Raw genomic sequence first — 25,854 nt, 5'->3', positions numbered from 1 at the left:
GGACTCGAATGTCCGCCTTCCTGCTGAATCGTCTCTTCCAGAGCATCGTGCTGCTGGTGATCGTCTCGATCATCGGTTTCACGGTTCTCAACCTCATGCCGGGCGGGCCCCTCGCGCAATTCGGGCTCGATCCCGGCATGACCCAGAAGGACGTCGAGCGGCTCGCTGCACAGTTGGGCCTCAATCGCCCGCTGTGGATCCAGTATCTCGATTGGGCTTGGCGGCTGATGCAGGGCGACTGGGGGCACTCTTTCCGAGACGGCTCTTCCGTGCTTGCGGTGATCGGTCGCCATCTGCTGGCGACGCTGCTGCTGATGGGCACATCCACCGCCTTGGCGATCGCGGCCGGCACGTGGATCGGCATCCGCGGTGCGACCCACCGCTATTCCCTCTTCGACTACTGCGCGACCGTCGGCGCCATGGTGGCGCTGTCCGTTCCGACGTTCTGGTTCGGCCTCATCGGCATCTACATCTTCACCCTGAAGCTGGGTTGGGTGCCCGCAGGCAACATGTACACGATCGGCGACGGCTCGGTGCTGGACTATCTGCATCACCTGATCTTGCCGAGCATGGTGCTGTCGCTCGTTCATGTCGCGATCTGGAGCCGTTACATGCGGACGGCGACGCTCGATGCGTTGAGTCAGGATTTCGTCAAGACGGCCCGGGCCAAGGGTGTGAGCGAACGCCGTATCTTGCTGAAACATGTCATCGGCAATGCGCTGTTGCCGATGATCACGCTGGCAGGGATGCAATTGCCCAGCATTCTCACCGGTGCGCTGGTCACGGAGACCGTGTTCACCTGGCCGGGCATGGGGCGGCTGTTTCTCGACAGCCTTGGCTACAGCGACTATCCGGTCGTGATGGGGCTGTTGATCTTCTCGGCCATTCTGGTCGTGTTGGGCAATCTGATCGCAGACATCGTGATCGCCACCGTCGATCCGCGCATTCGCTTGGCCTGAGCCTGCGGATTCACGCCAGATAAGAGGAGCGAGTAGATATGACCGCCATCGTCGCGCACGCAGCTCCGACCCGCTGGTGGAACAGCCGCGCTGTTAACCGCTTCATGCGTCACCATCTGGCACTCCTGGGAATCGGGATGATCACCCTGCTCGTGCTGGCGTGCGCCATCGGTCCCTATGCCTTACCCTACGACTCGCTCCACATCGATCTGCGCGCCCGCTTTGCTCCGCCCCTGACAGGCCACCATTACTTCGGCACGGATCCCTTGGGGCGAGACCTCGCGGTGCGGCTGTTGATGGCCGGGCGCGTCTCGCTGGCGGTGGGATTCTCCGCGATGTTGCTGTCGACGTTGATCGGTACGCTCATCGGCGTGACGGCCGGCTATCGCGGGGGCTGGATCGGGGCGGCACTGATGCGGACGGTGGATGGCTTCCTGTCCTATCCCTCGATCTTTCTCGTGCTGGCGCTGGCCGCAACGCTGCGGCCGAGCCCGGTGATGATCACCGTGATCATTGCCGTCACGAGCTGGATGGAGACTGCGCGAATCGTCGAGGCCGAGGTCCGCTCGCTGCGCGAGCGCGAGTTCGTCCAGGCTGCGCGCATGGTCGGGCTTAGCAGGGCGCACATCATGTTCCGCGAGATTCTGCCCAATGCCATGGGTCCCATCATCGTCGCCGCAAGTCTGGCCGTCGCGCGCGCGATCCTTCTGGAGGCCTATATCAGCTTTCTCGGCTACGGCATCCAACCGCCGCTGCCCAGCTGGGGCAACATGCTCAATGGCGCCCAGCAATATCTGGCGAGCGCTCCCTGGCTGGCCATCATTCCCGGTGCCGCCATTACGATGGCGGTGACCAGCTTTAATTTCATCGGTGACGGTCTGCGAGATGCCCTCGACGTTCGAAACGACCACATCTGAACGATTTGAACCGAGCCGCGGTTCAACCCAGCAACCATACGAGAAGCAAAGCCATGCATGCGCCTAGAGTTGCCGAGAAGGCCACGCCCTATTGGTGGGAAGCCGCGCCGCTTAAGCCGCCGCCTCAGCAACCAATAGCCAAGAAGCTCGACGTGTTGATCGTGGGCGCGGGCTATGCAGGGCTCTCGGCCGGTCTGGTGCTGGCGCGCGAGGGCCGCTCGGTTGCGGCCTATGATGCCATGGACCCTGGCGAAGGAGCTTCGACGCGCAACGGCGGTATCACCAGCGGATCCATTCGGCCCGACTACGGGACGCTCACGCGCCGGTTCGGAGAAGAGAAGGCGCTGGCGATCGAGGCGGAAGGCAAGGCCGCGCGCGAGTTCCTGTACGATTTCATCAGGACGGAAGGCCTCGCCTGCGACTTCCAGCCGGTGGGGCAGTTCAAGGGTGCCTTCGGCTATGAGCAATACGAAGCCATGGCGCGCACCGCCGAGCGGCTCGTAAAGAAACTTGGAATCGAAGCCTACGCCGTTCCCTATGCCGAACAGCGTCAGTATATCGGCACCGATGTCTATCGCGGCGGTACGGTTCGGATGGACATCGGCGGACTGCACCCGGCGAAATTTCACGCCGAACTGCTGCGGGTCGCGCTCGCTTCCGGATTGACAGTCCACGCCCGAACGCCCGTGATCTCGATCGAGAGAGATGGCTCCGGTTTCCGCGTCGTCACCGCGGCCGGTCCGGTGCAGGCGCGTCAGGTGCTGGTGTGTACCAACGGTTACACCGATGGCGCCGTGCCCTTCCTGCGCCGTCGGCTGGTCCCGGTTCGCAGCCGAATCATTGCGACGGAGGAGCTTGCGCCTGAAGTCATGGCGCGGCTGATGCCGAAACGCATGATGATCACCGAGAACCGGGAGGTCGGCTTTTATTATCGGCCCTCGCCTGATGGCAAACGCATCCTGCTCGGCGGCCGCGACAGCTCGCGGGTCGGCGACCCCGTCGCTCCGAAGCTGCTTCTGCGCAAGGGCCTCGTGAATCTGTTCCCTGAGCTGGAGGCCGTTCGCCTCTCACACAGCTGGTTCGGCCATGTAGCCATGAACCGCGACATGATTCCGCGCATTTTCGAGAAGGAAGGTATCGTCTATGCCAGCGGCTTCTGCGGGTCGGGCGTGGTCTGGGCACCATGGGTCGGTATGCATGCGGCCCACAAGCTCATGGGACACGAGGAGCGGGCGCGCACCGCGTTCGACTTCAGGCCTCCGGCCTTCATCCCGTTCTATCGGGGCAATCCGTGGTTCATGCCTGCGTTCATTCAGGGCTACCGGATGCGTGACCGGATCGCGATGTGGCGCGCCAGCCGTTGATGGCCGGCAGCACAGCTTGCAAGCCGGTGTGTGAGTTCCGGAGCACTTCCGCCTCTCGAAAGAAGATTGACGATGCAGTACGTGTCCACGCGCGGCCAGTCAGGCCGCAAGCAATTCTGCGAGGCATTGCTTGAAGGCCTCGCCCCGGATGGCGGGCTGTACGTCCCCGAGACCTATCCTCGCGTGGACCATGCCACGCTGGATGCGTGGCGTACGCTGTCCTACGCCAACCTGGCTTTCGAGATCCTGTCGCTCTATGTCGGCGATATTCCCTCCGCCGACTTGAAGGCCATCTGTGCAAAGACCTATACGCCGGAGATATTCGGAAAGCCTGACATCGCGCCGCTGCGAAAGCTGGAGACGGGACTTTACCTCCAGGAGCTGTCGAATGGTCCCACGTTGGCGTTCAAGGACATGGCCATGCAGTTGCTCGGCAATCTGCTCGAGTACGAGCTGGCGCGCCGGCAGGAGAACTTGAACATTCTTGGTGCGACCAGTGGCGACACCGGAAGTGCCGCCGAATACGCCATGCGCGGCAAGAAAGGGGTGCGGGTGTTCATGCTCTCGCCCCGCGGACGAATGAGTGCCTTTCAACAGGCTCAGATGTTCAGCCTCCAGGACCACAACATCCACAACATCGCGATAGATGGCGTCTTCGACGATTGCCAGGACATCGTCAAGCGGGTGGCGAGCGATCTCGAGTTCAAGCAGCAATACCAGATCGGTGCGGTGAACTCGATCAATTGGGCGAGGCTGCTTGCGCAGGTCGTCTATTACTTCTCCGGTTATCTGCAGGCGTCCGAACGGGGGGCGACAAGCGTAAGCTTTGCAGTGCCTTCGGGCAATTTCGGAAACATCTGCGCGGGGCATGTTGCGCGCATGATGGGGCTTCCAATATCCCGGCTGGTCCTTGCGACCAACGAGAACGACGTGCTCGACGAGTTTTTCCGCACCGGGGTGTATCGCGTCCGAAGTCGCGCAGACACGCTCGAAACCTCAAGCCCGTCCATGGACATCTCCAAGGCTTCAAATCTCGAACGCTTTGTATTCGACCTGTTAGATCGGGACACAGAGCGAACCAAGTCGCTGTTTGCTGATCAGCTCGGGGAGCGAGGCTCGTTCGATCTGAGCGGAGAATCCAGATTTGCAGAGGCTGCAGCCCGTTTCGGCTTCCGTAGCGGAAGGAGCACACATGCCGACCGGCTCGCGACCATCCGTGACATGTGGAAGCGCCAGAACACCGTGATCGATCCACATACGGCAGATGGCGTGAAGGTCGGGCGCATGCACGCGAGCCCCGAGATGCCGATGATCGTGCTCGAAACTGCACTGCCGATCAAATTCGCCGCGACGATCAAGGAAGCTCTGGGCCGGGAGCCCGATCGCCCGCAAAGCTACGATGGCATTGAGAAGTTGCCGAGGCGAGTCAAAGTCCTTCCCGCGAATGCACAGGCGGTCAAGAACTACATCACCCAGATTGTGCGCGATAGAGCCTGCTGAACAGCAGATATCGGAACGAAGACCGCGTCAACCATGGCCGTATTCACGGAGCTGTCATTCGATCAAGTCGCAGCGTTCTTTCGAGCGCTGGGGCTCGGCGCGCCTCGTTCCGTTCGCGGGATCACCAACGGAATTGAGAACACCAACTACTTCGTCGATACGGATCGGGAAGGGTACGTGCTCACCATTTTTGAGCGCCTCACATTCGAGCAACTGCCGTTTTACCTCCACTTCATGAAGCAGCTTGCTGCGCGGGGAATGCCCGTCCCCAATCCGGTCGCTAACCCTGACGGCAAAATCCTTCACTCACTGAAGGGGCGGCCTGCGGCGGTCGTTAATAGGCTTCCCGGTGCAAGCGAGACGGAGCCTACGGTCGCGCATTGTGGTGCCGTCGGAAAATTTCTCGCGCAGATGCACTTGGCCGGGGCCGATTACCCGCGACAACAGATAAATCCACGCGGCCTGCAATGGTGGAACGAGGTTGTGCCGGTGGTCAGCCGCTATGCAATTGCTGCGCGGCGCTCGCTGCTCGCGAGTGAATTGGTGTTTCAGAACCAGGTCGCTTTGTCCTCGACCTACCGGCAACTGCCCAGGGGACCGGTGCACGCTGATCTCTTTCGCGACAACGCCTTGTTTGAGCGAGGGCAGCTGTCCGGCGTTCTTGATTTCTATTTCGCCGGATACGACGCGCTTCTGTTCGACATTGCAGTGTGCCTCAATGATTGGTGCATCGATAGTCCCTCCGGCCGTTACGACGACGAGCGAGTCATTGCCTTCCTCGGCGCATATGAGAGCGTCCGGATGCTGACTCCCTCGGAACGCTTGCTGCTTCCCGCGATGCAGCGCGCTGCGGCATTTCGGTTTTTACTCTCGCGCCTGTGGGACGTGTATCTGCCCCGCAAAGCTACGCTCCTAGAGTCACACGATCCGGGTCACTTCGAGCGCATGTTGCGCATCCTGCGTGGAGAGATCCCCATGATGATCGCCGAAATGGCGCCCTAGCGAGGATTGGGGGTAATTATGACGCCGACTCTCGAAGTCCGGGTTCGCGAGCTTCTCTCTCAGATCGAGGCCGATGGGCTGTACAAGCGCGAGCGCACGATCAGCAGCGCGCAGGCCGGACGGATTCGCGTGCTTTCCCAGGCCTCCGAGCGCGAACTCGTCAATCTCTGCGCCAACAACTACCTTGGCCTGGCCGATCATCCCGAAGTCATCGCAGCCGCCAAGCGAGGCCTGGATGAGTTCGGGTTTGGCATGGCATCCGTGCGCTTCATCTGCGGTACGCAGACCCTGCACCGCGAGCTCGAGCGCACGATCGCTCGCTATTTGTGCAAGGATGACGCCATCCTGTTCGCGGCCTGTTTCGACGCCAATGGCGGGGTTTTCGAGCCGCTTCTGGATGCCGATGACGCCATCATTTCTGATTCCCTCAATCACGCCTCCATTATCGACGGCGTACGTCTTTGCAAGGCGAGGCGCTATCGGTTCGCCAATGGCGACATGGATGAGCTCGAGGATCGGCTCAAGGAGGCTGACAGGGAGGGGCCCGGCTTCAAATTGATCGCCACGGATGGCGTGTTCTCGATGGATGGATATGTGGCCAAGCTCCCCGCGATCTGCGACTTGGCCGAGAGATACGGCGCTGTCGTCATGGTCGATGACTGCCATGCCACGGGCCATCTCGGCGAAGCCGGCCGCGGCACGCCCACGCTGACTGGCACAAGGCATCAGGTCGACATCGTAACGGGTACGCTAGGCAAGAGCCTGGGCGGCGCCATGGGCGGCTTCGTCGCGGCGTCGCAACCCATTATTGATCTGCTTCGACAGCGAGCGCGTCCCTATCTCTTCTCCAACAGCCTCGCTCCGGCAGTGGCAGCGGGATCGATCGAGGCCGTCCGGATCGCAGAAAGAGCTGACGACCGACGGCAGCGCCTGACTGCCCACGCGCGGCGTTTTCGGTGTGGGATGGAACAGGCCGGATTTGAGCTGCTCGCGGGCGAGACGCCAATCATTCCAGTCATGCTGCACGACGCACGGCTGGCGCAGGACATGGCAGCCGCGCTGGATGAACGCGGCATCTATGTCTCCGCGTTCTTCTATCCCGTCGTCCCCAAAGGAAAGGCGCGGATCAGGACACAGATGTCCGCCGCCCTGTCCGAGAAAGACGTTGATTTGGCCGTTGAGGCCTTCACGGACGCCGGCAAAGTGCTTGGCGTGATTTGATGGCTGGAAAGGTGCTCTCATGAAAGCTCTCGTCAAAGCGGCAGCCGAACCGGGGCTCTGGCTCGGCGAACGGGTGATCCCGCAGATTGGGCCGGATGACGTTCTCATCAAGATCAACAAGACCGGGATCTGCGGCACGGATATTCACATCTACGCTTGGGATGAGTGGGCGCAGCGGACCGTCCCTGTCCCGATGGTCGTCGGTCACGAGTATGCCGGTGAGATCGCCGAGATGGGCGCGAACGTCACGAAGTTCGCAATTGGGCAGCGCGTTTCCGGCGAGGGCCATGTTGTTGGCATGAGTAGCCGCGCTGCCCGCGGAGGGCGGTTTCACCTGGATCCTCAAACCAAGGGGATCGGTGTCAACATTCCCGGAGCTTTTGCGGAATATCTGAGTTTGCCTGCCTTCAATGTCGTGCCGCTTCCCGACGCGATCGATGATGAGATCGGGGCTATCCTCGATCCGCTCGGCAATGCCGTCCACACCGCGCTGTCATTCGACCTCGTCGGGGAGGATGTGCTTATCACCGGGGCAGGTCCTATTGGCGTCATGAGCGCCGCAGTCGCCCGACACGTCGGCGCGCGACACGTCGTGATAACCGACGTCAATCCGCACCGTCTGGCGCTGGCATCTGATGTCGCGGACGTTGTTCCTGTCGACGTGACCAAGGAAGATCTTAGGTCTGTGACCCGGCGCCTCGGCATGAAGGAAGGTTTCGATGTCGGGCTCGAGATGAGTGGTGCTCCCGCCGCATTCGACCAGATCGTCGAGAATCTCGTGATGGGCGGCAAGATCGCCATGCTCGGCATTCCCGCTCGGCCGGTGACGGTCGACTGGACCAAGCTTGTCTTCAAGATGCTCACCGTAAAGGGAATCTACGGTCGGGAGATGTTCGAGACCTGGCACAAGATGCTTGCAATGCTCGAAAGCGGTCTCGACATCCGAAAGATCATCACCCACCGCCTGCCTGCCGCAGAGTTCAAGACCGGCTTCGAGATCATGCGGAGTGGCAATTGCGGCAAGGTCGTACTGGACTGGAAGGCTTGAAGACGTCAGCCCTGACGGCCCGCTGTCGAAGGCCGTCCTGGCGCGCCAGCCGCTGACGGCAGATTGGCGGCGTCGAGCCACGAACAATGAAATTCTGTGCCGAACTTTGCTCCAGTCCAATTGTGTAATGCTGTCTGGTGCAACGTACAGTGCGGACGATGCGAGGATCAGGGTGGCCCTCGTCGTCAATCAGGTACTGGCGACAAGTACCGCGAGCAAGAGAAACGTCGACCAATGATGAAGTCCGCAGCTTACAAGACCGGAGATCGCGACGATCGAGCAGCGGTGCTGGTTCCGTTCGCCAGATCGCATCTGGAAGGCGCTCTGAAGCTCTCGCAGGAGATGTCCTGGCCCTATCGGCTCGAAGATTGGGATGTCGCGCTACAGCTGGGCCAAGGCTTTGTTCTGGAGCGCGCTGGGAAGGTGATCGGGACCGCGGCATGGTGGCCGTATGGCGAAACCCATGCTTCCGCTGGTATGATCATCGTCGCGAAGACCGCTCAGGGCCGTGGCTACGGGGCCCGGCTCATGGATGCGTTGCTGACCTCCGCGCGCCCGCGGACAATCGCGCTGAATTCGACCGCTGAAGGCCAGGCGCTTTACCAGCGGCGCGGTTTCGTCCCCATCGGGGTCATCCACCAGCATCAGGGAATTCCCAGAGGACGCCATGAGTCGCCGCCGGGGCTCGTCAGGCCAATGGCGGCCTCGGATTTCGAGGCGATCATGCGACTCGATCGCGACGCTACGGGCTTGGAGAGACGGCAGATGCTTGAAAAGCTGCTCCAAAGCGGTGATGGCTATGTCCTGCAGCGTGACGGCATGTCCCGCGGCTACGCCATCTCCCGGCTTTTCGGCCGCGGGCATGTCATCGGTCCTGTCGTCGCCGAAACCGCGACCGATGCACAGGCGCTGATCGAGGCTGCGCTCGCGCGGCTCGGCAGTGTTTTTGTCCGCATCGACACCTCTGCCACATCGCAACTCGGGGATTGGCTCGAAGGCATCGGCCTGGAGCAGGTCGGCGACGCCACCACCATGATCCTGGGCACGCCGGCACCATCGGGCGGGCCGGCGCGCGTGTTTGCAATTCCCAATCAGTCGTTCGGCTAGGAGACATTGACGTGCGACGCGAGGAGATGAGCGGAACGGATCACCAGAACTGCGAGACGGCTGCAACGCTCGGCACGCTGGCAACGCCGGCTCTTCTGCTCGACGAGCATCGACTCGATCGCAATCTCGCCCGTCTGTCCTCGCGCATGGCGGAGCGGGGCGTCGTGCTGCGTCCCCACATGAAAACCGCCAAATCCATCGACGTGGCGCGACGGGCCTATCCGTCGGGACCGGGGCCGATCACAGTCTCCACCCTGGCCGAAGCCGAGTATTTCGCGCGGCACGGTTTTCGCGACATGACTTATGCGGTGGGTCTGGCGCCCCACACAGCTGAAAGAGCAATGCGTCTGCGCAAAGCGGGCGTCGACCTTAAGGTGCTGCTCGATTCGCCGGAGCAGGCGAGAATGCTCGGCGCCGCCGGTCGTGCCGTTGGTGTGACACCGACCGCGTTCATCGAGATCGACTGCGATGGTCACCGCGGCGGGCTCACCGCGAACGATCCAAAGCTCATTGCAGTTGCGGTCGCGTTGGGCGACGCCGACGTCCAGCTTGCCGGCGTTCTCACCCACGCCGGCGAATCCTACAGCCTTTTCACGCCCGAGGCTCTCGTCGCGGCCGCGGAGAATGAGAGAGGGGTGGCGGTTGCCGCGGCGGAGGCCTTGCGGGCGGCCGGGCACCAATGCCCCATCGTGAGCGTCGGCTCGACTCCGACAGCGCATTTCGCCGAAGACCTGACCGGCGTCACGGAAATGCGGGCGGGCGTCTACATGTTCTTCGACTTGGTCATGCACGGTGTCGGTGTCTGCAGGACGGACGACATCGCGATCTCGGTGCTCGCTACCGTGATCGGCACGAAGCCCGAGAAGGGCTGGATTTTGGTCGATGCCGGGTGGATGGCGCTGTCGCGCGACCGTGGCACCGCGGCGCAGCGGGTCGACCAGGGATATGGTCTGGTCTGCGACGTGGCCGGCAAGGTCTATCCCGATCTGATCGTTTCGCAAGCAAGCCAGGAGCACGGGATCCTCGCCATCAGGCCCGGGTCGGCGCACGCTTTGCCCAATCTTCCAATCGGCGCGAAGGTTAGGATTCTCCCCAATCACGCCTGTGCGACGGCGTCGCAACATGAGTTGTACAACGTCGTCTCCGCCGGCAGCGACGCGATCCACGCCCGATGGCCCCGGATGCGCGGCTGGTAGGGCTGGCCGGCCATTCCCGGCCCCCTGGTTCCTGCCGCTGATCGGCGCCCATTACCGGATCAAGGATCGCTTCCAATGACCTCGCCCCTTCGACACCTGACGGAAGCCGGCTTCCTCGGAAAATTCTACATCGACGGTGAATGGCGGAAGCCGATCGGATCAGTCGCGGCAGCAGCAACCGTCGTCAATCCGGCGACGGAGCAGCCGATCGCTGACGTCGCGCTCGGCGATGACGATGATGTGGACTGCGCGATCGCAGCCGCCAGACGAGCCTTCGCCGGCTGGTCCATGACACCGCCTGCTGAGAGAGCGGCGCTGCTCGACCGGATGCACGCCTTGCTCCTTGAGCGCCTGGAGCTGTTCGCGCAGGCGCTTACCTGCGAGATGGGAGCTGCGATCACCTATGCGCGCCGCGCTCAGGTGCCGCTGGCCGCCGAACATATTCGCGTCGCCCGTGACAATCTCGCGAATTATCCATTCATCGCCGCGCGCGGCAGCACCGCGATCATGCGCGAGCCAATCGGCGTTTGCGGCCTCATCACGCCATGGAACTGGCCACTTTATCAGATTACTGCGAAGGTGGGCCCGGCGATTGCGGCCGGTTGCACGGTGGTGTTGAAGCCGAGCGAATTATCGCCGCTGAGCGCTTTGCTGTTCGCGGAATTGATGGACGATGCCGGTTGTCCGCCCGGCGTCTTCAACCTCGTCAATGGGACAGGTCCGATCGTTGGCGCCGGTCTGGCGTCGCATCCGCTGGTCGACATGATCTCGATCACCGGCTCGACGCGGGCCGGGGTTCTCGTCGCGCAGGCCGCGGCGCCCACCGTCAAGCGCGTCGCCCAGGAGCTCGGCGGCAAGTCGCCGAACATTATTTTGCCGGATGCCGATCTCAGCCGTGCTGTTCCGCTCGGCGTCGGAGCCGCCTTCCGCAATCTCGGCCAATCCTGCAGCGCGCCGACGCGCATGCTTGTGTCCCGCGCACACATGGAGGAGGTCGATATCCTGGCAGCGGAGGCCGCTTCTGAACTGGTGGTCGGCGACCCGTTTGCGGAAACCACGACTCATGGTCCGATTGCGAACCGTCCACAGTTCGAGCGAGTCCAGGCCATGATCGGTGTCGGCCTGGAAGAAGGCGCCAAGCTCGTCATCGGCGGGCGGGGGCGGCCCGGCGATCTTCAGACTGGCTTCTATGCGCGGCCGACCATCTTCTCGAACGTCCGTCCCGACATGAGGATTGCGCAGGAGGAGATATTCGGCCCGGTGCTGTCGATCATTCCCTACGACACCGTTGAGGAGGCGATCGAGATCGCCAACGACTCCGTCTACGGTCTCGGCGCCCATGTACAAGGCACTGACATGGAGATGGTACGGGCGGTCGCCCATCAGATCCAGTCGGGTCAAGTGCATCTCAATTATCCTGACTGGGACCCCAACGCACCTTTTGGCGGCTACAAGCGCTCCGGCAACGGCCGCGAATACGGCATCGAGGGCATGGAGGAGTATCTCGAGACCAAGGCAGTTCTCGGGTTCTACCGATGAACGCTGGCAGTCACCAGAAGCCCCTTTCAAGCCCAGGCATAGAAACACCCGTGATTGCAGCGGTCGACCATCTTTCTTGCGCATCAGCGTCAACCGAAACCTATTTTCGCGCGGCCGCCGCGGTCCTGGCCATGCGGTCCGACTCCTCCGGACCGGACATGTCAGCGGCGCTGCTGAAGCGTTACTACGGAGTGACCGGCTCGATCGCGACGTTGTCCTCCGAGATCGAGCGCACCCTTGAAGTCGACACCCTGGACGGCGGCCGGTGCATCCTGAAGACGTCGACCAGACCGGAGGCTATCGACAGCTTCCGCTTCCAGAGCTCAGCCTTGGCAGGCTTGGAGGAAGCTGCGGGCTTCATTGCACCCGCAGTGCTGCGCACAAGCAGCGGGGCACTGATGTTTGAGGAAGAAGGCATATGCGGGTTCCTGCAAACCCGGCTCGAGGGCATTCCGCTGCACCAGGTGATGCGCACTCCCGACCTGCTATTTCGGACCGGACGCGCCCTCGCTCTGCTTGATTTAGCGCTTGCGCAAGTCAAGGTGCCTGCAGCCCATCGGCCCGTCCTTTGGCATGTCGGGTGCTGGTCGCGCCTGATGGAACTAGAGCGGTACCTACCAAGCGGGAGCGTTGCCGATTGCGTTCGCACCGCCATGGCCGAGTATCTGGAGTTTGTTGAGCCGCAAATCTCGAACGTCGTCTGGCAGATCACTCATAACGATCCTAGTCCGTTCAATATGATTGTGACTGGCCGGGGTCTGGGCTTCATCGATTTTGGTGACGGCTGCTGGAGCCCCAGGATTCAGGATCTGGCGATCGCAGCAAGCCACCTCGTATCAGATCCGACTCTTCCTCTCGGTGGCGCCGAACATCTCATTGGCGGCTATGCCTCTGTCATTGCGCTTTCGCCGCTTGAAGCAAGACTCCTCGTCGGACTGATGCGGGCGCGACAAAGCGCATTGATCTTGATCAATAACTGGCGCGCCCACCTTTTCCCGGCCGACGCCGAGTACATCAAAAAGAACGTCGCGCGTGCCGAGCACGGTCTTTCGATCCTGGCGCCTCTCGATGTCGCATTGGGGGAGGCGGCAGTCCTGGCGGCAGTATCGTCGTCCTCACCGTGAGGCCGCTTAGGTTCGCCCGATCAACAGGTCGTAAAATTTGCGAAGTGACCAGGATTCTCTTTCAAACAGGCAGAAGTTCATGTCCACAGATCTCATGCCCAATCGTTACAGGCCCGGCGAATCCGAGCTTCCCAGGCGCGAATCCGAGCTGATTGCTCGTCGTGACAAAATTCTGGGGGCCTCTTATCGGCTCCAGTACCGCCGGCCCGTGCACTTCGTGCGCGGCGAAGGTATGTGGCTGTACGATCCCGACGGGCGGGCCTATCTCGACTTCTACAATAACGTGCCGTGTCTCGGCCATTGCCATCCGGAAGTAAACGCGGCCATGGCTGAGCAGGCTGGCCGAATAAGCGCCAACACGCGCTATCTCGAGCCAAAGCTTGTCGATTATGCCGAGCGGTTGGTCGATACTTTCCCAAACGAGCTCGACCGCGTGGTGTTTACCTGCACGGGGAGTGAATCGAACGATCTGGCGCTTCGCATTGCGCGATGTGCGAGCGGCAACGAAGGCGTGATCGTTTCCGCCTATGCCTATCACGGCACCAGTGCTGCGACGGCCGCAGTTTCGCCGAACCTGGGCGACGCGGTCAAGCTCAGCCCATTCGTGCGGATGGTGTCCCTACCCGGGCCAGCGGGCATACCGGAAGCCCAGGCTGCGGACTATTTCGAGACACAGATTCGTTCAGCCATGATGGATCTGAACCGTCGTGGTATCGGCGTTGCGGCCCTGCTCATCGATAGTATTTTTTCCAGCGATGGCGTATGGGTAGATCCTCCTGGCTTCATCGCGAGCGGAGTTGCTGCGGTGCAGGAGGCTGGTGGTCTCGTCGTTGCCGACGAAGTTCAACCGGGCTTCGGACGAACCGGCGCCTGTATGTGGGGTTTCGAGCGCCACGGCATCGTTCCGGATCTTGTTACCCTCGGTAAGCCGATGGGCAACGGATTTCCGATTGGCGCTGTCGTTGGTCGCAGAGCATGGATGGACCAATTTGGTGCCACCTCTCGCTACTCCAACACATTTGCTGGAAACACAGTCGGAATAGCAACGGCGGACGCCGTGTTAACGATCCTGCAGCGGGACCGAATTCCGCAAAAGGCTCTTGCAACGAGCCGGCGCCTTAGCGACAGACTGGAGAAGCTCGCAAGGCAACGTCATGAAATTCGCGCCATCAGAAACGCCGGGCTCTTCTTTGGCGTCGACATAGGGGCTGAGGGCAGCCCGGCGGCGGGCCGGCGTGCGATGGCTTTAGATCTGGTCAACGCAATGCGCGATGACGGCGTGCTTATCAGCACGACCGGCGCCAATGAAGATACGCTTAAAGTGCGCCCTCCGCTCGTTTGCGAAGCCGAGCATGTTGACCTGTTCCTGGCAGCCATGGAGCGCGCGCTCATCAATATCGCACGCTAGATCGTAGACCTCTTCGGGGCGGCACCCGTTCCGGGGGCGAGCTGCGGCGCGGGCTACCAAACCCGATCACGCTTTAAACGAAATCTGCACCTGTCCAGGCAGCCACTACGCCGCCCCTGCGCCGAACTGCGACTCGATCGCGCTTGAGCAGCTTGTATCACTCAAGCGGTCAAAAACCCGAACATCTTGCGAAGTCCTGGATGATTTCAGCACATTCTATCGAGCGCACGATGCGATGAAGGGCTGATCGGAACTTTGCTTCCGCATTCTTGGCAGCCGAGGTTCGTTGGACCATGTCGCCCCACGTCGAGCGCATTCACAGCGATGAGCGTCTTCCGGCCGCGGCCGACGTCGTCATCGTCGGCGGCGGCATCCTCGGCTCTACGGCCGCCTATTACCTGGCGAAGCGCGGCCTCTCTGTGGCGCTGCTCGAGAAGGGCCACGTCGCCTGTGAGCAATCGAGCCGAAACTGGGGTTGGTGCCGCCAGCAGAACCGCGACCGGCGAGAACTGCCGCTCTCGGTGCTCTCCATGCGGCTGTGGGACGAGCTCACGCGCGATATCAATCGGGACCTCGGATTTCGACGCTGCGGTCTCGTCTATGCGACCCACGACGAGGCTGTGCTCGCCGGCTGGCAAAAGTGGCGCGAGGTCGCCAGGGAGTACGACGTCGACACCCGCGTGCTGAGCCGGGCCGAGGTGGCCGAGCGCGTCCCCGAAGCGCGCGACAAATGGGTCGGCGGGACCTATTCGGTGCGGGACGGCAAGGCCGAGCCTGCGCTCGCCGCGCCTGCTATCGCCGAGGGGGCCAGAACTCTCGGCGCCACGATCCATCAGGGATGCGCCGCGCGGGCGCTCGACTTGGCCGCTGGCAAGATTGCGGGCGTGCACACGGAGAAGGGCTATATCAAAACCAGCGCGGTGTTGTGCGCCGCCGGCGCCTGGTCCTCGCGCTTCCTTCGGCCGCTCGGGATCAGTTTCCCCCAAGCGAGCATCCGGCAGACCGCGCTGCGTTCCACCCCCACAATCAATATTGGGGAGGCGGTCTCGACACCCTACTGCACGATCACGCGCCGACTGGACGGCAGCTATACGCTTGCGATCAGCGGCAAGGCGAACCTCGAAATCACGCCTCAGGCTATCCGGTACAGCCGGGAATTCATGCCGCAATTCTTGCGTCGCCTGAAGAACGTCAGGCTCGGCGTCGGCCACTCGTTCGTTTCGGGGCCGGATTCAATGTCGGCGCTTCTGACCAACGATGATCGGATCTTCGAACGGAATCGCGTGCTGGATCCTCCGCCCTTGAAATGGCTGGTGAGCCAAGTGGTGGAGAGTGTCCGGAAGACCTTCCCTCAACTCGGCGAAATAAAGATCGATAGCGCCTGGGGCGGCTTCGTCGATTGCACGCCGGACGCGGTGCCCGTGGTGTCGCAGGTGGAGGGGGTGAAGGGCCTCGTCCTCGCGGCGGGCTGCTCGGGTCACGGCTTCGGTCTGGGCCCGGGGCTCGGCTATTTGGCCGCAGAGCTCGTCGTCAACGACACGCCTTGCGTCGATCCCACACCGTTCCGGCTGTCGCGTCTGGTCGATGGCTCGAAGCTGGACATCTCCGCCATCTGAAGATCGAGCCGGAAGTCAGGCCTGACGCGCACCAAGCGAAGTCGAGGTGTCGGCAGTCGACTAAGCCGGGACCCCCAATGTTTCCGCGCCGTCAAAGCTGCTCACCGGCTGGGAACAGGAATGATCCAACCAGCCTGCGGCCTATGCCCGATGCGCATCTTTCAGCAGTTCCGAAGGAGCGCTTCCTCCCCAACTTGAGCCACTCCTTGGGAGTGGCTCTTTCTTTATCTTAGAAAGCGATTTGGGCGATCGAGGGCCGTCAGCCGAGGACGCAACGTTTGGGCCTGGACGTCGACGCTGTTGTCGTCGATGCCGGCATCATAGGCACTTGCACAGTCGCGCTGTCGCGTTGCTTCGCAAACGCCTCGAGGCTCGCCTTGCCTCTTCACCTCACGGGCCGAATGCCGGCGATGTTCGGCACAAAATACTGAAATGCCCGAGCAGTCGGTGCATTCTGCGGCACCGAGTTGCCGATACTGCTGGCTCTTCTTGGTTGCCGAGGCCCCAATGTCCCCTATTGTTCACCACATCTGCAGTGATGAAACGCTACCCAAGTCAGCGGACATCGTGGTGATCGGCGGCGGGATTGTTGGCGTCAGCGCGGCCTATTTCCTGGCGCGGCGCGGCCTGTCGGTGGCGCTTACCGAAAAGGGGTATGTCGGTTGCGAACAGTCGAGTCGGAACTGGGGCTGGTGCCGTCGGCAGAACCGCGATGCACGTGAATTGCCGCTTGCCAATCTGGCGCTGCGGCTGTGGGAAGAGCTGACCCGCGAGATCGGGCACGACCTTGGCTTCCGCCGTTGCGGGCTCATCTATGCGTCGAACGATCCAAAGCAGCTCGCCGAGTGGGACCGATGGCGCAAGATTGCCCGACGGTTCGACGTCAATACGCGGATGCTTACCGCCGACGAGGCCACTGCCGCCGTTCCTGCGGCTGGCGGCCGAAAATGGCTGGGCGGTGTCCACGCGGCAGAGGATGGCAAGGCCGAGCCCTGGCTCGCCGCTCCTCGGATAGCCGAGGGCGCGCGCAAGCATGGCGCTACCATTCATCAGAACTGCGCGGCACGCGGCCTGGATATCACCAATGGGCAAGTGAGCGGCGTCGTCACTGAGAAAGGACTTATCCGCACCAGCGGGGTACTATGTGCCGCTGGTGCCTGGGCTTCTTCTTTCCTGCGCATGCATGCGGTTTCCCTGCCGCAGGCCAGCGTCCGTCAGACCGCCCTACGGACCCGTCCTGCACCGGATATTGGCGGAGCAATCTATACTTCTGACTGTGCCCTGACTCGCCGGATCGATGGCAGCTATACGATAGCCGTCAGCGGCAGGGCGACGCTCGAGCTCACGCCGCAGAGCATCCGCTATGCCCGCCCGTTTCTGCCGATGTTCATCAAACGACGCAAGGCCGTCGAGATCGGCATAGGCCGCTCGTTCTTCCAGGGCCCGGAAACACTCGGTCGCTGGCATCTCAACAGGCCGACCCCCTTCGAACGCATCCGCGTACTCGATCCTGCTCCGGACATGCGGATGTTGGCAACCATAACGACGCGGATAAAAGCCCTGTTTCCCGCCATTGCCGATGCCGGCATCGTGTCCTCTTGGGGTGGATATGTCGACTCCACACCGGACGCCATACCCGTGATTTCACCGGTGGGCAGCATCGGCGGAGTGTTCGTCGCCGCAGGCTGTTCGGGACACGGCTTTGGCGCCGGCCCCGGCATTGGCCATCTCGCCGCGGATCTGGTCGCAGGCGACGCCGCAAGCGTCGATCCGACTCCATTCCGTCTGTCGCGCTTCACGGACAGATCGAAAATTGAGGTTGGCGCAATCTGATGCAGTTTAGCCGCGTAGCCAAAGCAAAGAGCGCTGAGCGAATGCGGGTCTGGCCGCACATCTACAGGGCTAAAGCGCGATCTGGACCGTTCGTGACCGCTCTTGCCGATGCGGGCGCACAGCTGCATCGTAGGCAGCTCGCACCGCACGACCTGACGGTCGCGGACACGTGCGAACAGGCGATCAGAAGATGAGCGAGAGGATCCGCAATCTTTATCGCAACTATGCTGCGATCCTTCTGGTCCAAACATCCAGTTCCGCCAACTCAGCTCTCAGCGACTAGATGGAAGATTATATGTCATTTCAAGTACGGGAGGTTTCCGCCAGAACGGTGGCCTTTATCCATACGGTTTCCGGTGTCGTTTCCGAGTTCGAGGGCCTCGCCAAAGAACATTTGCCCGACTGGAAGCCGTTCGCGATCCTCGACGAGAGCCTCCTGAGAAATACCATTGAGCGCGGGTCACTCTCCGATCTGACGAAACGAAGGCTCGCTACCCACGTATGGTCGGCAGCCGACGCCGGGGCAGATGCGATTGTCGTCACATGCTCGACTCTCGGACCGGCAGTCGATGCCATTGTGGCGCTCTGCCCTGTGCCGCTGTTCCGTATTGATGAAGGTATGGCCAAAGCCGCTGTCGGGCTTGGAAACCGCATAGGCGTCCTAGCGACCTTATCCACAACGCTGGTGCCGACAGTGGATTTGCTGAAGCGCCAGGCATGCGAGGCGGGCAAGGATATAGCGATCGACCATGTGCTTGTTCAGGGAGCGTTTCAACTCCTCGCCGATGGGGACGTCGAAGCCCATGATGCGCAAATCCGTCAGGCTCTCGAAGAGCTGTCGCAGAAGGTTGATGTGGTCGTTTTTGCGCAGGCCTCGATGGCTCGTGCAGTGCGGGGCACGGTCCACAGTCTTCCAGTTCTGACAAGCCCCGTGCTTGGGGTTGAAAACGTGAAACGGCGTTTAAAGAAGCGATAGGACGAGGTGGGAGAGGCTGCAATGGTTCGCCATCCTCGAAAACCTATCGATTGCAGCTCCTGTAACGGGACTGATTAGGGCATGATAAAGCCCCGTGCGTCGCGCTCATAAAAGGCGACGGCACAGGCGTCGACGTTTCCGGTACCGCTATTTCAGCAGTCGACGCGGCTTGTGCAACGACTGGCGCGCCACCAACTGATCTCCGAAGAGATGCAGGCGGCTACTCGCTGTACTTCCCCGAAACCGGCCGAGACATCGACGTCGATGGCGAAAAGCGTTGGGGGTCGGCAAAGAGCGCTGCATTTGGCCGGGCGCCCATGATTTAAGCTCCCAAACTGAGCCATCGAATCATGCACTACGAACTCGCCGATAATGAACGGGTGCGATGCTGCGCATTCGTCGTTTATGCCGGCTATCATTCAGAGGTATCGGATGTAGGACTGGATCGCGCTGTGACGCGCCAGCCGCTGACAGCATGTCGCCCGTTCTGATGCATCTTCAATGCAATATCGTGCCGAACTCTGCTTCAGTTTGATTGCGTAATGCCGTCGGACCCAAGATACGCTCCAGTCAGCGTCAGGATCGTCAGATGGATTCTCGCGGTGTCGTCTGTTTGAATCCTGTGTGGTCTCACACGGTTCGCTGAAGTTCTGCACCGTTCGGCGTTCCGCTTCGCAAGTTTGTGGGAAAACAAGCCGCTCTTTCGAATAGACGAGATCGTGCCTCAAGGAGGTTGCAAATGAAAATTGGTGTGCCGAAGGAAATCAAGACGCACGAATATCGCGTGGGCCTGACGCCTGGAGCCGTCCGGGAGTATGTGGCGGCCGGCCACAGCGTGTTAGTCGAGACCAATGCAGGCGATGGCATCGGCGCGACGGACGAGGACTATCGCGGGGCTGGCGCAACGATTCTAGACACCGCGCGTGACGTATTTTCATCAAGCGACATGATCGTAAAGGTTAAGGAGCCGCAGCCCTCCGAATGGGTGCAGCTCCGAGAGAACCAGATCTTGTTCACTTATCTCCATCTGGCGCCCGACCCAGAACAGGCAATGGGTCTCCTGAAGTCCGGATGCACGGCAGTCGCCTACGAAACCGTGACTGATGCGCACGGCGGACTTCCGTTGCTTGCGCCGATGAGCGAGGTCGCGGGTCGGCTGGCGATCGAAGCTGCGGGTGCGGCCCTCAGGCGCTATGCGGGCGGGCGAGGGCTCTTGATGGGCGGCGTTCCGGGCGTCCAACCAGCGCGCGTCGTGGTGCTCGGAGGCGGGGTCGTCGGTACGCACGCAGCACGCATGGCGGTGGGCCTGGGCGCCGAGGTCACTATTCTCGATCGATCGATACCGCGGCTTCGTGAACTGGATGAATCGTTCGAAGGACGTGTTCGTACCAGGTTCTCGACGATAGATGTCCTCGAGAACGAGGTGTTTGCCGCAGACGTCGTTATTGGCGCAGTGCTCGTTCCGGGGGCGAGCGCGCCGAAACTTGTGAGCCGCGGTATGTTGAACTCGATGCGCAAGAGAACCGTGATCGTGGACGTAGCCATCGATCAGGGCGGATGCTTCGAGACATCGCGTCCTACGACGCACGCCGATCCGACTTACGAGGTGGATGGCGTCATCCATTATTGCGTCGCCAACATGCCGGGAGCTGTGCCACTAACTTCAAGCCAGGCATTGAATAACGCTACGCTGCCATTCGGTCTGGCCCTCGCCAACAGGGGATTCGCAGCCGTGCTTGAAGATCCACATTTGCGTGCAGGGCTTAATGTCCATCGCGGACGGCTAACTTCAAGGCCAGTGGCTGAGAGTCTCGGCCTGCCATGCTCACCTGTCGACCTGGTCGCGGCCTGATCGCGATTTCAGCAGTCCCTAAGGGGCGTTTCCTCCCCAACTTGAGCCACTCCTTCGGAGTGGCTCTTTCTTTATGGGACAAGCCGATTTAGGCGATCGAGGTGCCTCAGCCGACGACGCACCGTTCAGGCCTGGACGAAAGATCGTTAGCTCGTTGGTCGATGGTTCAAGGGGCAGACTCCTCTCCCAACGGACGAACGACCGCGCCGGCGTTCATGATGTCCGCCGGATCAAAGGCGGTCTTGATCCGGCGCATCGCCGCGATACGCCCGACGTCGCCGTACCGCTCCAGAAGGTGCTTCTTGAAACGACCGACGCCGTGCTCCGCGCTGAAGGTGCCGCCGAGCGCTGCGGCCGTGTCGTAGAGTTGCAGCGACAGGCTGCCTTCGATCCGCTTGGTGAACTCCATCCGGTCGACGCCGGGAGGAACGAGCACGTTGTAGTGCAGGTTACCGTCGCCGACATGGCCGTAGACGGACAGTTCAAGATCAGCGTCATACGACCGCACCTGCGAGCCGGCTAAATCCAGAAAGCTCTGTATGGAGGAAAGTGGTACGGAAATGTCGTGCTTGACCGATCCGTTCCGGCGCTTCTCGCCCTCGGGGATGGTCTCGCGGAGCCGCCACATCGCGGTCCGTTGTGATCCGCTCTGCGCCAGCAATGCGTCATCGATCCAGTCGGACTCGATCGCCTCGGCCAGAACGGCTTCCATCAGTTCATCGAGATCAAGATGGCGTGAGGAAGAGGCGAACTCGACGAGGACGGCGCCTCCTGGGCCGGCTCGGGGAGAGGGCGGGTCGGTCATTGCTTCGGTTGCGAGCGCGATGGATCGGGCCGCCATGAACTCGAACGTGGTCAGCAGGTCCGCGGATTCGCGACGCACCAACGTGAGAAGCTCGGCGAGCGGTGCCCCCCTCGCGAGCTTCAGCCAGGCAGTTGCGCGGCGGGTCGGCAAAGGCGCTAGACGCAGCACCGCGCCCGTGACGATGCCGAGAGTTCCCTCGCTGCCGACGAAGCACTGTTTGACGTCGTAACCGGTATTGTTTTTCCGCAGCTTACGCATGTCGGAAACCACCGTGCCGTCCGCCAAGACCGCCTCGATTCCGAGCAGCAGATCGCGCGTCATCCCGTACCTGACGACCGATAGTCCGCCGGCATTCGTCCCGATGTTACCGCCGATCCGGCAACTACCTTCCGCGCCGAGGCTGAGTGGCAACAGAAGTCCGGCGGCCGCCGCGGCGTCCTGTGCGTTCTTCAGGATGACGCCGGCATCGACAGAGATGCTCATGGAGACAGGATCGACTTCGCGAATCCGGTCCATCCGCTCGAGGCTCACGATGATCTGCTGTCCGGAGGCGTCCGGCGTCGCGCCGCCGCAGTAGCTGGTGTTGCCGGCCTGCGGAACGATTCCTATTCCGTGGCACGCCGCGAGCCGCAGGATGTCGGCGACCTGCTTCGTCGTCGTCGGCTTCAGCACGGCAAACGTCGAGCCGGTGAATAGCTGGCGTTGATCCGTCGTGTAGACAGCCATCCGCTCCTGGTCGTCAATGACGCCTCTGTCGCCGACAAGGTCGCGAAAGGCCCGAACGTGTACTGACTGGGACATGCTCTGCCGCATTGGCTGCTGTTTGGGGGGCATTCAGAAGAAACCAATGCCGAATTGCTACGATTGACGGCAGCTTGCGCCGCTGTCGAACACTTTCTCGCGAGGCCTTTGGGACTTGAGAGGAGCAGTCGATGATTCACGGTTAATCTATTGCGCCCTGGTACTTGAAGTGGGGCGTCGCTACGCGTAGCCAAGATCGTAGGTTGCCCTGTGCTGAACTGAAAAACGGTACATATTTCAATGGGGTTTACTGCCCACTCTCTCTGTCGAACTGCGATTAGATCGCAACTCGAACCGAATGTCGGTATCGGTGGTTGCGCCTCCCCGCAACTAGTTGCCAAGCCCTTGAAATCAGATCGATTTCAAGGGCTTTTCATCGTTCCATCTCTATGCTCAATTTTCGCTCGTGGAAGCGATGTGGAAGCAGTGAGAGGTAGGTCGCAGCGCAAGTTGGCGATGGCGTGATGACTCAATTGTGATTGCAGGTCGATCGCGAGACAGCAGCTCAGCTCCGGTTTTAGCCCCAGACTCTGTCGGCACCCATCCCTTCTCGAACGCATTTCCTAAGACCGTCGCTGGTCCTCTCAAGGCTGAAACAGGGGTTCGATTCCCCAAGAGAGCGCCAGTGATTTCAAGCACTTGGCTGCTTTCTCAAGCCTTTTGCGCGGCGCTTCTCGAACTTTTCTCCAACAGCCGAATGCAACCTCGCGTCGAAGGCCGCTGCTCTGGAACAGCGGCCTCCCCGGGTTGCAATAAAACCGAAATGAAATTGCTTAGCCAGCCCCGGTGCTGAAGAGGATCCCCCCGCCGCCAGTTCCGGCTTTCACATATGCTAATCCTGCCAATGATAAAACTAAGTCCGAGGTCGCTATGGGCAGCAAAATTTGGAACTGGGGAGCCTGCAAGATATTTCTCCGCAATGTTGAGGTTGACTGTCGGTTTAGCCGCTCTTGCGGGTTCGCTGTTTCTATTCGAAGTCTGGCTTTCGCAGCGCGAGATCGAGAAAGGCGTCGAGCGGCTCCAGAGCTACGAAATCCCGCATACTCCCCGACGCGAGTGAGTGCCGAAACCTAGATCGCGTCCAGCATTCTAGACCTACAGGACCTCGGTCGGCTTCTACGATCTCGCGATCCCGGTGCCATCGATGAAGGCGGCGCTGGAAGCCTGGAGCGCCGGCAGCAACCTCTTCCATCAGGGCATCAACAATGAGAGGGACGATCCCGAGGTGGTCTCCTCGACCATGGCCGACTTCCCCGATGCTGACCCGGTGACCCTTCTTTTCGCCAGCTGGTTGGTCATTGGAGGTCATCTCGAACGGCTGCCGGTATCGGAGACTCGTCTGCAGACCAAGGCGTCTTCCTCGCGACGCCCCAGTTCAGAGGCCGGCCGATCCGGACCGGGTAACGCCGCGACAAGGTGACATCGATGCAATGGGCCGATGTTTCAATCAATGACATGTGAACGATCCCGCAGAGACCCGCGAGAATGACATGCAGGCGAGTTGCTGTTGCCCGCGCTGCGCCTGAGATCGTCAAGGCGCAGCCTCTCGGCGACAACCCGCACATTTTCGCTGGTCGCGGCGACCGCCCGATCAATGGCCTAGCAAGAGCAAGCGGGCCTTTGACGCCAAGCTGCCGGGTGTGTCGCGCCATGGGTGTTGCATGAACTGCGGAGAACCGCGCGCTGACGTCGCGGTGGCGTGCGTCCCGATATTGCCGAGCGCATGCTCTGGCATGTGCAAGCGAATCCTCTGAGCCAATGCCAGGCTCGAACAAGCCACGCTGCTCGCCCATGCGAACCATGGCCATCCGCGTGCCCGAGTATCGACAGGCTACTGGCGCAGGATTGACGAGGACCGCTGCTGAGCTCGGCGTCGCGCTCGATCCCCGTCCTGTTTCCATTGACCGAGCAGCGCGCGTGCCTCACTTCTCTCCGCCTCGCTTCGCTGACTGTCGGGATGCAAGCATTTCATGAGCTTGCCGTAAGTCGCGAACGTCATGATGCCCTTCCGCAAACAGTTGGACGCGATCCCTGGCGAGAGCGGCGCCATGCTTGTCTGAATCTACGACCACAAGCCATGGCATGAAGTCGTGTGGATCTACCGTCGTCACGCTCAGGAGGGATTTGGAGCCATCATGAACCCGCGAGATGCCGCATGTCGGCTATAGTTCACGCTGGCAGCCACTCGATAGGAAATGGGGTGCATCGCCCAAACGGCGGAGTCGCGCATCTGGGATACGTACTGGCATCGAGTAATTGTAATCAGTGCGAGCCGGCACTGTCCGTGCACGCAACCATATCGCCGGGAGATCGTCGTCCCGCTTCTTGCGGTGGAACAAACACCGCCAAGTATCTACCATCGCCTGCGAGCTGGTACGTGGTGAGGAAACTCATTTGCAGGGATTCCTGGCGGGGTCAGGTATAACCCTCGTCTGGAATTTCACACCATACATGGTCTCGGTCGCCTGTGAAGGCGAGGTCAGCAGGGGCTCGTTATTCCGGTGAATGAAGGAGCGCGCGTCCCTCACGAACGCCGTCGTCAGCACCGCACCAGCACCGATCAGAAATCCACGTCGTGATTGCAGCATAAAAAATCCTCCGAGATGGCACACGCATCTGGAGGACTGGCGACCTACTGTTGCCCTTGCGGGCCACATCGTCGTGCCACCGTTGCCGGTCTAAGGCTGGTTGGCGGGACCGTCAGGTCCTCTCAGGATGCAGACTTATAGATAGCGCATTTGCAAACCATGTCAAATTCCAGATCGCCGCGTGAGACGCTCCAAGATGGGCCAGATCGAATTCGAAAAGAGAAAGAGGCCTGCGGGTCGTACGCCTCTCATCATGCCGCGCGATGGCTTGCTTCGCCAATCTGTGGCCTTCGTCTTATCTCCAGCGTCTAGCACTCTTGGTAATTTCTCCGAGGAGTGACAGGAGGCCAAGCCGCTATATTGGCTAAACCAAACCGTTTAGGATCTGTACGATCCGCGTTTTCGGAATCGCAGCGATTCATTTTTGCGGTGACCGTGTGTGCAGGACCAATGCGTCATGCCTCCAGCCTGTCGGCACCTCCACCGTTCGGCGGGGTAACGGTGGTTGCACTTGCGCCGTGGTTGTTTCCTCTCAGCTGGGGTAGAATAATCGCGACGGTGGTGGAGGTCGCGCGTGGTCAGGAAGATGGCGGAGAACGGCACCTACTATCACGAGCCGCCCTACACCGAAGAAGAGGAAGACGAGTTCTACCGGCGCGTCGGCGGCGCCAGTTCGCTCACGATCGCTCACCGTCCTGCTTCAACGCCACAGCCCCACCTGCAAAAGTCGCCGCCACCGAGGGACCAATGACTGTTTACGACCCTATCGTTCCGAGGACCGCCGAAGAGATCGAGCTGGAAGACACGATCTCCGATTTGGTCTATCGCTTGAGCCACGCGCAAGAGGGCAGCGCCGAATACAAGTTTATCGAACGTCAGCTCACCGGCATCTTCCACGGCAGCCAGCTTGGCGGCCTCATCATCGAAGAATTCGAGATGAGCGGCGAGATAGCAGTGCCTCGACGCCGTTAGCGGCTGTGGCCGGACTGATCGGCCAG

The 25,854-nt window shown here is 61.2% G+C and carries 20 protein-coding genes and 1 riboswitch; of the genes, 19 read left to right on the top strand and 1 reads right to left on the bottom strand.

Annotation, left to right across the window (positions count from 1 at the left end):
* Positions 1-8 precede the first annotated feature (8 nt).
* The 16 genes from NLN62_RS05355 (at position 9) to ald (ending at position 20,662) form a co-directional block, all read left to right on the top strand.
* The gene (locus NLN62_RS05355; protein WP_128938452.1) at positions 9-959 is read left to right on the top strand and encodes an ABC transporter permease; all 951 of its coding nucleotides are present in this window, start codon (positions 9-11) and stop codon (positions 957-959) included.
* A gap of 38 nt (positions 960-997) precedes the next feature.
* Positions 998-1,876, top strand: coding sequence for an ABC transporter permease (locus NLN62_RS05350; RefSeq protein WP_254107786.1), 879 nt, complete (start codon positions 998-1,000; stop codon positions 1,874-1,876).
* A 53-nt stretch (positions 1,877-1,929) separates the two neighbouring features.
* Positions 1,930-3,240 (top strand): FAD-binding oxidoreductase, encoded by a 1,311-nt coding sequence (locus tag NLN62_RS05345; protein WP_254107784.1) that lies wholly within the window; start codon positions 1,930-1,932, stop codon positions 3,238-3,240.
* A gap of 72 nt (positions 3,241-3,312) precedes the next feature.
* Positions 3,313-4,740: a threonine synthase gene (gene thrC / locus NLN62_RS05340; RefSeq protein WP_254107783.1), complete on the top strand. Its 1,428-nt coding sequence runs from the start codon at positions 3,313-3,315 to the stop codon at positions 4,738-4,740.
* A 33-nt stretch (positions 4,741-4,773) separates the two neighbouring features.
* Complete coding sequence (locus NLN62_RS05335; RefSeq protein ID WP_254107782.1) at positions 4,774-5,742, top strand: homoserine kinase; 969 nt, start codon at positions 4,774-4,776, stop codon at positions 5,740-5,742.
* Positions 5,743-5,760: 18 nt separating this feature from the next.
* Positions 5,761-6,963, top strand: a complete 1,203-nt coding sequence (locus NLN62_RS05330; protein ID WP_254107781.1) for a glycine C-acetyltransferase — start codon at positions 5,761-5,763, stop codon at positions 6,961-6,963.
* A 19-nt stretch (positions 6,964-6,982) separates the two neighbouring features.
* Complete coding sequence (tdh, locus tag NLN62_RS05325) at positions 6,983-8,011, top strand: L-threonine 3-dehydrogenase (RefSeq protein WP_254107780.1); 1,029 nt, start codon at positions 6,983-6,985, stop codon at positions 8,009-8,011.
* 96 nt (positions 8,012-8,107) lie between these two features.
* Complete coding sequence (locus NLN62_RS05320; protein WP_254107779.1) at positions 8,108-9,118, top strand: GNAT family N-acetyltransferase; 1,011 nt, start codon at positions 8,108-8,110, stop codon at positions 9,116-9,118.
* Positions 9,119-9,144: 26 nt separating this feature from the next.
* The gene (locus NLN62_RS05315; protein ID WP_254113344.1) at positions 9,145-10,314 is read left to right on the top strand and encodes an alanine racemase; all 1,170 of its coding nucleotides are present in this window, start codon (positions 9,145-9,147) and stop codon (positions 10,312-10,314) included.
* Positions 10,315-10,389: 75 nt separating this feature from the next.
* The gene (locus NLN62_RS05310) at positions 10,390-11,853 is read left to right on the top strand and encodes an aldehyde dehydrogenase family protein (protein ID WP_254107778.1); all 1,464 of its coding nucleotides are present in this window, start codon (positions 10,390-10,392) and stop codon (positions 11,851-11,853) included.
* A 50-nt stretch (positions 11,854-11,903) separates the two neighbouring features.
* Positions 11,904-12,977, top strand: a complete 1,074-nt coding sequence (locus tag NLN62_RS05305) for a phosphotransferase enzyme family protein (RefSeq protein ID WP_254107776.1) — start codon at positions 11,904-11,906, stop codon at positions 12,975-12,977.
* Between the two features lie 79 nt (positions 12,978-13,056).
* Positions 13,057-14,385 (top strand): aspartate aminotransferase family protein, encoded by a 1,329-nt coding sequence (locus tag NLN62_RS05300; protein WP_254107774.1) that lies wholly within the window; start codon positions 13,057-13,059, stop codon positions 14,383-14,385.
* A 293-nt stretch (positions 14,386-14,678) separates the two neighbouring features.
* Positions 14,679-16,001: an FAD-binding oxidoreductase gene (locus tag NLN62_RS05295; protein ID WP_254107772.1), complete on the top strand. Its 1,323-nt coding sequence runs from the start codon at positions 14,679-14,681 to the stop codon at positions 15,999-16,001.
* Between the two features lie 507 nt (positions 16,002-16,508).
* Positions 16,509-17,834: an FAD-binding oxidoreductase gene (locus NLN62_RS05290; protein WP_254107771.1), complete on the top strand. Its 1,326-nt coding sequence runs from the start codon at positions 16,509-16,511 to the stop codon at positions 17,832-17,834.
* A 295-nt stretch (positions 17,835-18,129) separates the two neighbouring features.
* Positions 18,130-18,810, top strand: coding sequence for an aspartate/glutamate racemase family protein (locus tag NLN62_RS05285; protein ID WP_254107770.1), 681 nt, complete (start codon positions 18,130-18,132; stop codon positions 18,808-18,810).
* Positions 18,811-19,549: 739 nt separating this feature from the next.
* Positions 19,550-20,662 (top strand): alanine dehydrogenase, encoded by a 1,113-nt coding sequence (gene ald / locus NLN62_RS05280; protein WP_254113343.1) that lies wholly within the window; start codon positions 19,550-19,552, stop codon positions 20,660-20,662.
* 166 nt (positions 20,663-20,828) lie between these two features.
* Here the strand turns inward: ald and NLN62_RS05275 are convergent, their stop codons facing one another.
* The gene (locus tag NLN62_RS05275; protein ID WP_254107769.1) at positions 20,829-22,268 is read right to left on the bottom strand and encodes an FAD-binding oxidoreductase; all 1,440 of its coding nucleotides are present in this window, start codon (positions 22,266-22,268) and stop codon (positions 20,829-20,831) included.
* Between the two features lie 1,144 nt (positions 22,269-23,412).
* On the opposite strand from NLN62_RS05275, the gene NLN62_RS53290 reads away from it, so the two are divergent.
* The 3 genes from NLN62_RS53290 (at position 23,413) to NLN62_RS05260 (ending at position 25,828) form a co-directional block, all read left to right on the top strand.
* Positions 23,413-23,688 (top strand): hypothetical protein, encoded by a 276-nt coding sequence (locus NLN62_RS53290; protein WP_371932922.1) that lies wholly within the window; start codon positions 23,413-23,415, stop codon positions 23,686-23,688.
* Positions 23,689-24,892: 1,204 nt separating this feature from the next.
* Positions 24,893-24,992, bottom strand: a riboswitch (SAM-I-IV-variant riboswitch).
* A 438-nt stretch (positions 24,993-25,430) separates the two neighbouring features.
* On the top strand, positions 25,431-25,607 hold the full coding sequence (locus tag NLN62_RS05265) for a hypothetical protein (protein ID WP_254107768.1): 177 nt from the start codon (positions 25,431-25,433) through the stop codon (positions 25,605-25,607).
* A complete protein-coding gene (locus tag NLN62_RS05260; protein WP_254107767.1) occupies positions 25,604-25,828 on the top strand; it encodes a hypothetical protein in 225 nt (74 codons plus the stop codon). The genes NLN62_RS05265 and NLN62_RS05260 overlap by 4 nt, the downstream gene beginning before the upstream one ends.
* Positions 25,829-25,854: the final 26 nt, after the last annotated feature.

It is taken from the genome of Bradyrhizobium sp. CCGUVB23, assembly GCF_024199885.1.
In the GTDB taxonomy this organism is placed as follows: Bacteria; Pseudomonadota; Alphaproteobacteria; order Rhizobiales; family Xanthobacteraceae; genus Bradyrhizobium.
Note: the sequence above shows the minus strand (reverse complement) of the source record. Positions and strands in the feature narration are given on the sequence as shown.